Annotated in this window: 11 protein-coding genes; 3 read left to right on the plus strand and 8 right to left on the minus strand. The window is 59.9% G+C overall.

Features of this window, described 5'->3' with window-relative positions:
* Positions 1-111: 111 nt before the first annotated feature.
* Positions 112-2,694 carry a DNA mismatch repair protein MutS gene (mutS, locus tag K5Y35_RS01690; protein ID WP_222833563.1) on the plus strand — a complete coding sequence of 861 codons (2,583 nt, stop codon included), beginning with the start codon at positions 112-114 and terminating at the stop codon, positions 2,692-2,694.
* A 163-nt stretch (positions 2,695-2,857) separates the two neighbouring features.
* A complete protein-coding gene (gene fdxA / locus K5Y35_RS01695) occupies positions 2,858-3,181 on the plus strand; it encodes a ferredoxin FdxA (protein WP_123465120.1) in 324 nt (107 codons plus the stop codon).
* Positions 3,182-3,718: 537 nt separating this feature from the next.
* On the opposite strand, the gene rpoS is transcribed toward fdxA, so the two are convergent.
* The 8 genes from rpoS to K5Y35_RS01735 form a co-directional block, all read right to left on the minus strand.
* Entirely contained in the window at positions 3,719-4,729 is a 1,011-nt protein-coding gene (gene rpoS / locus K5Y35_RS01700) for an RNA polymerase sigma factor RpoS (RefSeq protein WP_016985073.1), read from the minus strand.
* 106 nt (positions 4,730-4,835) lie between these two features.
* On the minus strand, positions 4,836-5,717 hold the full coding sequence (locus tag K5Y35_RS01705) for a peptidoglycan DD-metalloendopeptidase family protein (RefSeq protein WP_222833564.1): 882 nt from the start codon (positions 5,715-5,717) through the stop codon (positions 4,836-4,838).
* 212 nt (positions 5,718-5,929) lie between these two features.
* On the minus strand, positions 5,930-6,565 hold the full coding sequence (locus K5Y35_RS01710; protein WP_169841266.1) for a protein-L-isoaspartate(D-aspartate) O-methyltransferase: 636 nt from the start codon (positions 6,563-6,565) through the stop codon (positions 5,930-5,932).
* A 41-nt stretch (positions 6,566-6,606) separates the two neighbouring features.
* Positions 6,607-7,356 (minus strand): 5'/3'-nucleotidase SurE, encoded by a 750-nt coding sequence (gene surE / locus K5Y35_RS01715; RefSeq protein ID WP_222833565.1) that lies wholly within the window; start codon positions 7,354-7,356, stop codon positions 6,607-6,609.
* Positions 7,344-8,402, minus strand: coding sequence for a tRNA pseudouridine(13) synthase TruD (truD, locus tag K5Y35_RS01720; protein ID WP_222833566.1), 1,059 nt, complete (start codon positions 8,400-8,402; stop codon positions 7,344-7,346). Before truD ends, surE begins: the two co-directional genes overlap by 13 nt.
* On the minus strand, positions 8,399-8,872 hold the full coding sequence (gene ispF, locus K5Y35_RS01725; protein ID WP_007907189.1) for a 2-C-methyl-D-erythritol 2,4-cyclodiphosphate synthase: 474 nt from the start codon (positions 8,870-8,872) through the stop codon (positions 8,399-8,401). The genes truD and ispF overlap by 4 nt, the downstream gene beginning before the upstream one ends.
* A 43-nt stretch (positions 8,873-8,915) precedes the next feature.
* Positions 8,916-9,767 (minus strand): S-formylglutathione hydrolase, encoded by an 852-nt coding sequence (fghA, locus tag K5Y35_RS01730; RefSeq protein WP_186745212.1) that lies wholly within the window; start codon positions 9,765-9,767, stop codon positions 8,916-8,918.
* A 90-nt stretch (positions 9,768-9,857) separates the two neighbouring features.
* Positions 9,858-10,970, minus strand: a complete 1,113-nt coding sequence (locus tag K5Y35_RS01735; RefSeq protein WP_123465111.1) for an S-(hydroxymethyl)glutathione dehydrogenase/class III alcohol dehydrogenase — start codon at positions 10,968-10,970, stop codon at positions 9,858-9,860.
* A gap of 116 nt (positions 10,971-11,086) precedes the next feature.
* Between K5Y35_RS01735 and K5Y35_RS01740 the strand changes: the two genes are divergently transcribed.
* Positions 11,087-11,983 carry a LysR substrate-binding domain-containing protein gene (locus K5Y35_RS01740; protein WP_123465109.1) on the plus strand — a complete coding sequence of 299 codons (897 nt, stop codon included), beginning with the start codon at positions 11,087-11,089 and terminating at the stop codon, positions 11,981-11,983.
* The last annotated feature ends 3 nt before the right edge of the window (positions 11,984-11,986 follow it).

Here is an 11,986-nt window from a genome sequence, read left to right on the forward strand (position 1 = left end):
TCATGCCTGCGTCGAGCGGACTGCCCATGGTAACCTTGCGCCCATCGCGGAAAAGCCTGGGCCTTGCCCCGCTTTTACCCCACATCTTTTAACGAGTTGCCCGACAATCCGATGAATAAAGCCGTCTCCGACCTGTCCTCCCACACCCCGATGATGCAGCAATACTGGCGCCTGAAGAACCAGCACCCGGATCAGCTGATGTTCTATCGCATGGGCGACTTCTACGAGATCTTCTATGAGGATGCGAAGAAGGCCGCCAAGCTGCTCGACATCACGCTGACCGCCCGTGGGCAGTCGGCAGGACAGGCGATTCCGATGTGCGGGATTCCTTATCACGCAGCGGAAGGTTACCTGGCGAAACTGGTCAAGCTCGGCGAGTCGGTGGTGATCTGCGAGCAGGTCGGCGACCCGGCCACCAGCAAAGGGCCGGTGGAACGTCAGGTAGTGCGAATCATCACGCCGGGCACAGTCAGCGACGAAGCGCTGCTGGATGAGCGTCGCGACAACCTGATCGCCGCCGTGCTGGGTGACGAGCGCCTGTTCGGTCTGGCGGTGCTGGACATCACCAGCGGCAACTTCACCGTGCTGGAGATCAAGGGCTGGGAGAACCTGCTGGCGGAGCTGGAGCGGGTCAATCCAGTGGAGCTGTTGATCCCGGATGACTGGCCGAAAGACCTGCCGGCGGAAAAACGCCGTGGGGTACGGCGTCGTGCACCGTGGGATTTCGAGCGCGATTCGGCGCTGAAAAGTCTCTGCCAGCAATTCTCCACTCAGGATCTGAAAGGCTTCGGTTGCGAAACCCTGACGCTGGCCATCGGCGCCGCCGGTTGCCTGCTGGCCTACGCCAAGGAAACCCAGCGCACCGCCCTGCCCCACTTGCGCAGCCTGCGTCACGAACGTCTTGATGACACCGTCGTGCTCGATGGCGCGAGCCGGCGCAATCTGGAGCTGGACACGAACCTTGCCGGTGGCCGCGACAACACCCTCCAATCGGTGGTCGATCGCTGCCAGACCGCGATGGGCAGCCGCTTGCTGACCCGCTGGCTGAACCGTCCGCTGCGCGATCTGAGCGTGCTGCTGGCGCGACAGACTTCGATCACTTGCCTGCTCGACGGCTACCGCTTCGAAAAGCTGCAACCACAGCTCAAGGAAATCGGCGACATCGAGCGGATTCTCGCGCGGATCGGGCTGCGCAATGCCCGTCCCCGTGACCTCGCCCGTCTGCGCGATGCGCTCGGCGCGTTGCCGCAACTGCAAGTGGCGATGACCGATCTGGAAGCGCCACACCTGCAAGGTCTGGCGACCACCACCAGCACCTACCCGGAACTGGCGGCGCTGCTGGAAAAAGCCATCATCGACAACCCGCCTGCGGTGATCCGCGACGGCGGCGTGCTGAAAACCGGTTACGACAGTGAACTCGACGAGCTGCAATCGCTGAGCGAGAACGCCGGCCAGTTCCTGATCGACCTGGAAGCCCGGGAAAAGGCCCGTACCGGCCTGGCCAACCTGAAAGTCGGCTACAACCGTATTCACGGCTACTTTATCGAGCTCCCGAGCAAGCAGGCAGAATCCGCTCCGGCGGACTACATTCGTCGCCAGACCCTCAAGGGCGCCGAGCGCTTCATCACGCCGGAACTGAAAGAGTTCGAAGACAAGGCGCTGTCCGCCAAGAGCCGTGCCCTCGCCCGCGAGAAGATGCTCTACGAGGCCTTGCTGGAAGACCTGATCAGCCAGTTGCCACCGCTGCAGGACACTGCCGGCGCTCTGGCCGAGCTGGACGTGCTGAGCAACCTCGCCGAGCGTGCGCTGAACCTTGACCTGAACTGCCCGCGCTTCGTCAGCGAGCCGTGCATGCGCATCACCCAGGGCCGTCACCCGGTGGTCGAGCAAGTGCTGACCACGCCGTTCGTGGCCAACGACCTGAGCCTGGATGACAACACGCGGATGCTGGTAATCACCGGCCCGAACATGGGTGGTAAATCCACCTACATGCGCCAAACCGCGTTGATCGTGCTGCTGGCACACATCGGCAGCTTCGTACCGGCGGCCAGTTGCGAGTTGTCGCTGGTGGACCGGATCTTCACCCGGATCGGCTCCAGCGATGACCTCGCCGGTGGCCGCTCGACCTTCATGGTCGAGATGAGCGAAACCGCCAATATCCTGCACAACGCCACCGAACGCAGCCTGGTGCTGATGGACGAAGTCGGTCGCGGCACCAGCACCTTCGATGGTCTGTCCCTGGCATGGGCCGCCGCCGAGCGTCTGGCGCATCTGCGTGCCTATACTCTATTTGCCACGCACTATTTCGAACTGACTGTGTTGCCGGAAGCCGAGCCGTTGGTGGCCAACGTGCACCTGAACGCCACCGAGCACAACGAGCGAATCGTGTTCCTGCACCACGTGTTGCCGGGGCCTGCCAGCCAGAGCTACGGCCTGGCGGTGGCGCAACTGGCGGGTGTACCGAGTGAAGTGATCGTGCGTGCCCGTGAGCACCTGAGCCGACTGGAAGACACCGCATTGCCGCACGAAGCGCCAAAGCCTGCCGTCAAAGGCAAGCCGGCCGCTCCGCAGCAAAGCGACATGTTTGCCAGCCTGCCGCATCCGGTGCTCGATGAGTTGGCCAAAGTGGATCTGGATGACCTGACCCCGCGGCGGGCGCTCGAATTGTTATATGCACTTAAGAACCGGATCTAAGCACCAACGAACCGGATATAACGCAAACGGCTTCAAGCTGTTAGAATCTCGCGCGGTTTGGGATGCTGCTGGCTAATAGCCTGGCCAGTAGACATCGCTCCCGAACCTGGCGACCCCAACCGTGAAGGGGCAACGCTGCCGCCGCCTGAGGAGAAAATTAGAAATGACCTTCGTCGTCACCGACAACTGCATCAAGTGCAAGTACACCGACTGCGTAGAAGTCTGTCCGGTGGACTGCTTTTACGAAGGCCCGAACTTCCTGGTGATTCACCCGGATGAGTGCATCGACTGCGCCCTGTGCGAACCCGAGTGCCCTGCCGTGGCCATTTTCTCCGAGGACGAAGTTCCGGAAGATATGCAGGAGTTCATTCAGTTGAACGTTGAGCTGGCTGAAGTCTGGCCAAACATCACCGAGAAGAAAGAATCGCTGCCGGATGCCGAAGAGTGGGATGGCGTCAAAGGCAAGATCAAAGACCTCGAACGCTGATCTGTCGCGCGTTACCAAAAGGCCCCTTGCGGGCCTTTTTGCTTTTCTGCAGGCATAAAAAAGGGGCGGTTTGACCCGCCCACATTTTTTCCCTATTCCCTGTGTTCCTTTTCATCGTCCTGATGAATCGCGTCCTGCGATGTCCATTCCCCTCATCCTTGAAGGGCGTGTCTGTCCGTCGACACAGTGCTGATACTAAAGAGTTCCCTGCCGAGAGCAATCGGCCCTGAGGGCAGAAAAACGCTGTCATAAGCACTTCACATTAAAAAATAAGCATATAAATCATATAGTTAACAGATAACACCGAAGGTAATCGACGTCTGCCGTCTTGCAAAAATAGGGAACACTTACGAAAGAGTAAGCCGAGGCTTACACCGCGAGACTACAAACGATGGAAATGCCGACCGTATGTCTGGTGATGAATGGTGCGGCGAGGCTGCTTGCTCCCTCGCCACAGGAAATTCCATTCCGTACTCGAGCAGGCAACAAAAAGCCCCGAACCAGTCGGGGCTTTTTGTGGGCGATCAATCGAAGCGCTTACTGGAACAGCGACTCGCTCGACAGGCCATTCTTCTCGAGGATTTCACGAAGGCGCTTGAGGCCTTCTACCTGAATCTGCCGCACCCGTTCCCGAGTCAGGCCGATCTCCAGGCCTACGTCCTCCAGCGTGCTGCTCTCGTGACCGCGCAGGCCGAAGCGGCGGACGACCACCTCGCGCTGCTTGTCGGTCAGTTCGGACAGCCATTGATCGATGCTCTGTGACAGGTCATCGTCCTGCAGCAGTTCGCAGGGATCGGTCGGACGATCATCAGTGAGGGTGTCGAGCAGGGTTTTATCCGAATCCGGACCCAGCGACACATCGACCGAAGAAACCCGCTCGTTCAGGCCGAGCATGCGCTTGACTTCACCCACCGGTTTTTCCAGCAGGTTAGCGATCTCTTCGGGTGAAGGTTCATGGTCGAGCTTTTGCGTCAGCTCCCGTGCAGCCCGCAGGTACACGTTGAGCTCCTTGACCACATGGATCGGCAACCGGATGGTCCGGGTCTGATTCATGATCGCGCGCTCGATGGTCTGACGGATCCACCAGGTTGCGTAGGTCGAAAAGCGGAAGCCGCGCTCGGGATCGAACTTTTCCACCGCCCGGATCAGCCCGAGGTTGCCCTCTTCGATGAGATCCAGCAGCGACAGCCCCCGATTGACGTAACGCCGGGCGATTTTGACCACCAGTCGCAGGTTACTTTCAATCATGCGCTTGCGCCCGGCCGGATCACCACTCTGCGACAAACGCGCAAAATGAACCTCTTCTTCCGGGGAGAGCAATGGGGAAAAGCCGATTTCGTTGAGATACAACTGCGTGGCATCAAGTGCACGCGTGTAGTCGATGTACTTATGTTGTTTAAGTGAAGCGGAGTGTTTGGATTTGGAACGAACGGAAGGTGGAGCAGCCCCTTCATCATTCGACATCGAAGATTCCGAATCGATGCCGGCCTCCATAAGGAGAACCTCATCGTCGATGTCAAACTCCGGCACTTCTTTACTGAGAGCCATTGTTATAGTCCTTTGGTGAGTTCGACCCCAAGCTCAAGCGACGCCTTTATCCTTGGCAGCGCTGGAGCCTGTCCCCTCTACGCGACGGAACAGGCTGGCTTACAAATCAACGTCTTGGCAGGAACTGCAGCGGATCTACAGGTTTACCTTGTCGGCGAATCTCAAAATGCAGTTTCACCCGGTCTGTACCCGTTGACCCCATTTCGGCAATTGTCTGTCCGACCTTGACCTGCTGTCCCTCCCGAACCAACAGCCGACGGTTGTGACCGTAAGCACTGACGTAGGTTTCGCTGTGTTTGATGATGACTAATTCGCCGTAGCCCCTTAAGCCACTCCCGGCGTATACCACCGTCCCATCAGACGCAGCTAAAACAGGCTGTCCCAAATCTCCGGCGATATCAATTCCTTTATTCAAACTACCGTTTGAAGAGAATTTTCCAATGAGAATGCCATTAGATGGCCATCCCCAGCCGGTCGGGGCCGGACCCGCAGGAGGCAGTGGAGTCGGGGCCGATTTGCTGGCGACGGACGGTGCAGCCCCCGTAGAACCGGCACCGGACCCGGTCACGGTCGTGGTCGTCGTGCCATTCGCCTGGCGCCGGATTACCGTGGTTTTGCTCGACGATGAAGGCGAAGAACTGCTGTTGCTGACCACTGCCGTCGGCGTTGAACCCGTGCGCCCATCGAAGCGAATTGTCTGACCCGGGTGGATCGTATAGGGCGTAGGAATATTGTTCCGCGCCGCGAGGGCTTTGTAGTCCCAGCCGTAGCGAAAGGCGATGGAGAACATCGTATCGCCTGGACGAACTACGTACTGTCCGGTCGTCACTGTAGGACGCTGCGCAACCGCATTGTTACGATCGACCACCCGCACGTTGCTCGATTTGGTGCTGGAGCAACCCACCAGCAAGGTGCTCAAGACAAGGCCAGTCACCAGGCGCTGAAAGCTCGTGTTACCCATACGCTGCGCAATGACTGTGAGACTCACCCGCCGCTCCCTTTTGTGGTGGCTGAAAAAGTTGGCATGCCGGATTCGGCACGAAGTGTCGCAAGTATAACGGGCCGCACCGGCTTTACCTTTAATGAAGCGAAATCACTGCGCGCACACGTTTGCAAGTGACCAGTCTGCTGCGTTTAATCTCTCGTTGCCGGAGTAAGACCGAGGCGAACGAAAGGAATTCAGCACCCGTGAATAAATGCTCAGGCCAGCGGACCATTGAGCAAAGGCACGAAACGCACGGCCCCCAGAACGTGTCGCGAAAAGCCGTGCTCTTCACGCACGATCAGCATCAGTTGCTGCACTTCACCCGAGCCCACCGGAATCACCATGCGTCCGCCCGGTGCCAATTGATCAAGCAGTGCCTGCGGGACATCGGTGGCCACGGCAGTGACGATAATGCCGTTATAAGGCGCCAGTGCAGGCCAGCCCTCCCAGCCATCGCCCCAGCGAAATACCACATTGCGCAGGTTCAACTCGACCAGGCGTTCCTTGGCCCGGTCCTGCAGAACCTTGATGCGCTCCACCGAGAACACTCGCTCGACCAGTTGCGACAGCACCGCTGTCTGATAGCCAGAGCCGGTACCGATCTCCAGCACCTTGTCCAGCGGCCCGGCCTCCAGCAGCAGCTCGCTCATGCGCGCCACCATATAAGGCTGGGAAATGGTCTGGTTGTGGCCGATCGGCAGCGCCGTGTCTTCGTAGGCGCGATGTGCCAGCGCTTCGTCGACGAACAGGTGACGTGGCGTACGGCGGATCACTTCCAGCACCTTGGCGTTGGACAAGCCTTCTTCATATAGACGCTGGATCAGACGCTCGCGCGTGCGCTGCGACGTCATCCCGATGCCGCTGCGCATTCTGTCTTCGTGTTCACGAGCCATCAGCGCAGTCCCTCCAGCCAGCCGTCGAGACTTCTGAAGGCATCGTTGAAGGTGCGATCAAGCTGCAACGGGGTGATGGAAACGTAACCCTGCATCACCGCATGAAAGTCGGTGCCCGGCCCCCCGTCTTCGGCATCACCGGCAGCCGCAATCCAGTAACCGGCCTTGCCACGCGGATCGACCACTTTCATTGGCGCCGCCGCCCGGGCGCGATGGCCGAGACGGGTCAGTTGAATACCGCGAATGTGGTCGATCGGCAGATTCGGAATGTTCACGTTGAGTACCGTGCGCGGCGGCAGATCGAGCCCGGCATGGGCCTCGACCAGTTTGCGCGCAAACCAGGCCGCTGTCGGCAGATTATCCACCTGGCGCGAGACCAGCGAAAAGGCGAACGACGAACGCTCGAGGAAGCGCCCTTCGAGAGCAGCCGCCACGGTGCCGGAGTACAGCACGTCATCGCCCAGGTTGGCGCCGAGATTGATGCCGGACACCACCATGTCCGCCTCGCGCTCCAGCAGGCCGTTGAGGCCCAGATGCACGCAGTCGGTCGGGGTGCCGTTGAGGCTGATAAAACCGTTGGCCAGGTATTGCGGGTGCAATGGACGGTCGAGCGTCAGCGAACTGCTGGCGCCGCTTTTGTCCTGCTCCGGGGCGATAACCACGCATTCGGTGTAATCCGCCAGCGCAGCATAAAGCGCGGCGAGACCGGGTGCAGTTACCCCATCGTCGTTAGAAATCAGAATACGCATGGGCTGTCCGTCTGCCCCACCGGCACCAGATCAACGAGTTCGCGCACCAATACGGTGGCGAAGCATCCGGCCGGAAGGACGAATTCCAGTTGCAGAATGTCAGGCTGGGGATAATGCCACGACAACCCGCCAATGGGCAGTCGCAGGATGCGACGTTCGTGGCTCATGCCGGCGTGAATCAACCAGTCGCGCAGATCCGCCTCACGGGCGGCGATCCCCTGTTCGAGTTCATGGACAGCGCCCGCGGTCGGAGAGTCACCTTCGCCCCACTGCGGCCCGGTCGGGTGCAGGTCGAGAATCGCCAGACGCGGGTCACTGCACTCGGCTTCACCGGCCGGGAAAAAACTGCGGCTGTCGGTGAACGCCAACAGATCGCCGACCTGGGCTGTTTGCCAGGTGCCATCGGCGACCCGTGCTGCGAGCACCTGATTGAACAGAAAACTGCGCGCCGTCGACAACAGTCGCGAACGCACATTGCGCTGTTCCGGCAAGGCCTTGCGCGCCGCCCAGGCACGAGCATCGACGACGTTGCCGCCATCATGGCCGAAACGCTGGGCGCCGAAATAATTGGGAATGCCCTGCCTGGCGATCAGTTGCAGCCGCTGCTCGATCGCCGCCTTGTCGCCGGCGAACTGGGTCAGGCGCAGGGTAAAACCGTTGGCCGAATGCGCGCCGCGTTGCAGCTTGCGCTTGTGGCGCGTGGTCTTGAGGATCTTCAGCGTGTCGTTTTCCGCCGCCGACAGATCCGGGTCAGCCTTGCCCGGCAGTTGCACGCTGAACCACTGACGGGTCAACGCCTGCCGATCCTTGAGCCCGGCATAGCTGACGGTACGCAATGGCACACCCGCCGCCTTGGCAATACGCCGCGCCGCTTCCTCGGTGTTCAGGCCACGTTTTTCGACCCAGATCCACAGGTGTTCGCCATCGCCGCTGAACGGGATGTCGAGCACTTCATCGACCTGAAAATCTTCGGCGATGGCTTTCAGTACCGCAGTGCCGAGCGGTTCGCCCCAGGCCCGCGGGCCGAGCAATTGCAGTTCGTTCATGCGCGCAGCAACAAGGCAACGGAATGCACGGCAATGCCTTCTTCGCGACCGACAAAGCCGAGCTTTTCGGTGGTGGTAGCTTTCACGTTCACTTGATCCAACTCAACTTGAAGATCGGCGGCGATCAACGCGCGCATGGATTCGATATGCGGAGCCATTTTCGGCGCCTGAGCGACGATGGTGTTGTCGACGTTGCCGACTTTCCAGCCTTTGGCGTGGATCAGCGCGACCACATGACGCAGCAGCACACGGCTGTCGGCGCCCTTGAATTGCGGGTCGGTGTCCGGAAAGTGCTTGCCGATATCACCCAGCGCGGCCGCGCCGAGCAAGGCATCGCTCAAGGCGTGCAGCAGGACGTCACCGTCGGAATGAGCGAGCAGCCCGAAGCCGTGTGCAATGCGCACGCCGCCCAGAGTAATGAAATCGCCTTCAGCGAAACGGTGCACATCATAGCCGTGGCCAATACGCATAAAAAAACGCCCCGATTTTTTTCAGGGCGTGATTCTACCTGCATTAGGCCCGAAGGGCGCGTGCGTGATGCTGTAAGTGGTCGTCAATGAAGCTTGAGATAAAGAAATAACTATGGTCGTAGCCCGGCTGCAGACGCAGGGTCAGCGGATGACCCGCTTGTTTTGCCGCTTGTTGCAGGGCTTCGGGTTTGAGCTGAGTGGCGAGGAAGTCATCCCGATCACCCTGATCGACCAGCAACGGCAGCTTTTCAGTGGCCTCGGCGATCAGTGCGCAGGCATCCCACTCTTTCCACTTCGAACGGTCTTCACCCAGATAGCGCGAGAACGCCTTCTGGCCCCACGGGCAATCCATCGGATTATTGATCGGCGAAAACGCCGACACCGATTGGTAACGCCCCGGATTGCGCAGCGCACAGACCAGCGCGCCGTGGCCGCCCATGGAGTGGCCGCTGATGCTGCGTTTTGCCGATGCCGGGAAATGCGCTTCAACCAGTGCTGGCAATTCCTGCACGACATAGTCATGCATCCGATAGTGCCGCGCCCACGGTTCCTGCGTGGCATTCAGGTAAAACCCGGCACCGAGGCCGAAGTCCCAGGCGCCATCCGGATCACCCGGCACGTCCGGGCCACGCGGACTGGTGTCCGGCGCCACAATGATCAACCCCAGCTCAGCCGCCATGCGCATCGCGCCAGCCTTTTGCATGAAATTCTCGTCGGTGCAGGTCAGGCCCGACAACCAGTACAGCACCGGCAGCTTGCCGCCCTGCTCCGCTTGCGGTGGCAGATACACGGCAAACACCATGTCACAGCCGAGCACCTCGGAGCGGTGGCGATAGCGCTTGTGCCAACCGCCGAAACTCTTCTGACAGGAGATGTTTTCCAGACTCATGGGGATTCTCCCAGCTGCAAGCGGCAAGCTTCGAGCTTCAAGAAAAGGCAAAAGCGCCCGGACTTGCAGCTTGAAGCTTGTAACTTGAGGCTGCTTTTAGAAATGAATGACGGTACGGATGCTCTTGCCTTCGTGCATCAGGTCGAAGGCCTTGTTGATGTCTTCCAGGCCCATGGTGTGGGTGATGAAAGTATCCAGCGGGATCTCGCCGCTCTGCGCCATGTCGACGTAGCTTGGCAGCTCGGTACGACCACGCACGCCGCCGAACGCCGAACCGCGCCAGACACGCCCGGTCACCAGTTGGAACGGACGGGTGGAGATTTCCTGACCGGCCCCGGCCACGCCGATGATCACCGACTCGCCCCAGCCTTTGTGGCAGCACTCAAGGGCTGCACGCATCAGTTGCACGTTGCCGATGCACTCGAAAGAGAAATCGACGCCACCGTCGGTCATATCGACGATGACTTCCTGGATCGGGCGATCGAAATCCTTCGGGTTCACACAGTCGGTGGCGCCGAGCTGTCTGGCGATCTCGAACTTGGCCGGGTTGATGTCGATGGCAATGATCCGCGAGGCCTTGGCCTTCACGGCGCCGATCACGGCGGACAAACCGATCCCGCCCAGGCCGAAAATCGCCACGGTGTCACCTGGCTTGACCTTGGCGGTGTTGAGCACTGCACCGATACCGGTGGTCACGCCGCAACCGAGCAGGCAGACCTTTTCCAGCGGCGCATCCTTGGCGATTTTTGCCACGGAGATTTCGGGAAGCACGGTGTACTCGGAGAAAGTCGAGGTGCCCATGTAGTGGAAAATCGTTTCGCCCTTGTAGGAAAAGCGCGAAGTACCGTCCGGCATCAGGCCTTTACCCTGAGTCGAGCGAATCGCCTGGCACAGGTTGGTCTTGCCCGACTTACAGAATTTGCACTGGCCGCATTCCGGGGTGTACAGCGGGATCACGTGATCACCGACAGCTACCGAGGTCACGCCCTCGCCAATGGCTTCAACGATGGCACCGCCCTCGTGGCCGAGGATAGACGGGAAGATCCCTTCCGGGTCAGCGCCGGACAGGGTGTAGGCGTCAGTGTGGCAAACCCCGGACGCGACCACACGCAGCAACACTTCACCGGCCTTGGGCATGGCGACATCGACTTCTACGATTTCCAGCGGCTTCTTGGCCTCGAAGGCTACGGCGGCGCGCGACTTGATCATGCTGACTCTCCAGTGAATCCATTGAATAAAAAACCAGACAGCCAGTGTAGTTCAGCGCCAGGTGATGAATAATCGGGTCAAAAGCAAAACATTATTGCCATACAGGGATAATCCCGATGTCCGAAAACCGCTGGGAAGGCATCGACGAGTTCGTCGCCGTCGCCGAATGCAGCCAGTTCACCGCTGCCGCCGAACGCCTGGGTGTTTCTTCCTCACACATCAGTCGCCAAATCGTACGGCTCGAGGAGCGTTTGCAGACACGCCTGCTCTACCGCAGTACCCGTCGCGTGACATTAACCGAGGCCGGACAAACGTTTCTGCAACATTGCCAACGCTTGCAGGACGGTCGCGAAGAAGCGCTGCGCGCGGTCGGCGACCTGACCAGCGAACCGAAAGGCATGCTGCGCATGACTTGCGCCGTGGCTTACGGCGAGCGTTTCATCGTGCCGTTGGTCACTCGATTCATGGGGTTGTACCCGCAGTTGCGCATTGATATTGAACTGTCCAACCGCCCACTCGATCTGGTTCATGAAGGCCTGGATCTGGCGGTCCGCCTGGGCCGATTGCAAGATTCACGATTAGTGGCCACGCGACTGGCGCCTCGGCGCATGTATCTGTGCGCGTCGCCGTCCTACCTCGAACGGTATGGACGTCCGCACAGCCTGTCGGAACTGAGTCGGCACAATTGCCTGATTGGCAGTTCGGATATCTGGCAGCTGGAACAGAACGGGCGGGAATTTTCCCAGCGGGTGCAGGGAAACTGGCGCTGCAACAGTGGGCAAGCGGTGCTGGACGCAGCGCTGCAAGGGGTCGGTTTATGCCAGTTGCCGGACTATTACGTGCTTGAACATTTGCACAGTGGCGCGTTGATTTCCTTGCTGGAGGCCCATCAGCCGCCGAATACGGCAGTGTGGGCGCTGTACCCGCAGCAGCGGCATTTGTCGCCGAAGGTGCGCAAGTTGGTGGATTTTTTGAAGGAAGGGTTGGCTGAGCGGCCGGAGTATCAGGAATGAGTG

It is taken from the genome of Pseudomonas sp. SC3(2021) (genome assembly GCF_019856535.1).
In the GTDB taxonomy this organism is placed as follows: Bacteria; Pseudomonadota; Gammaproteobacteria; order Pseudomonadales; family Pseudomonadaceae; genus Aquipseudomonas; species Aquipseudomonas monsensis.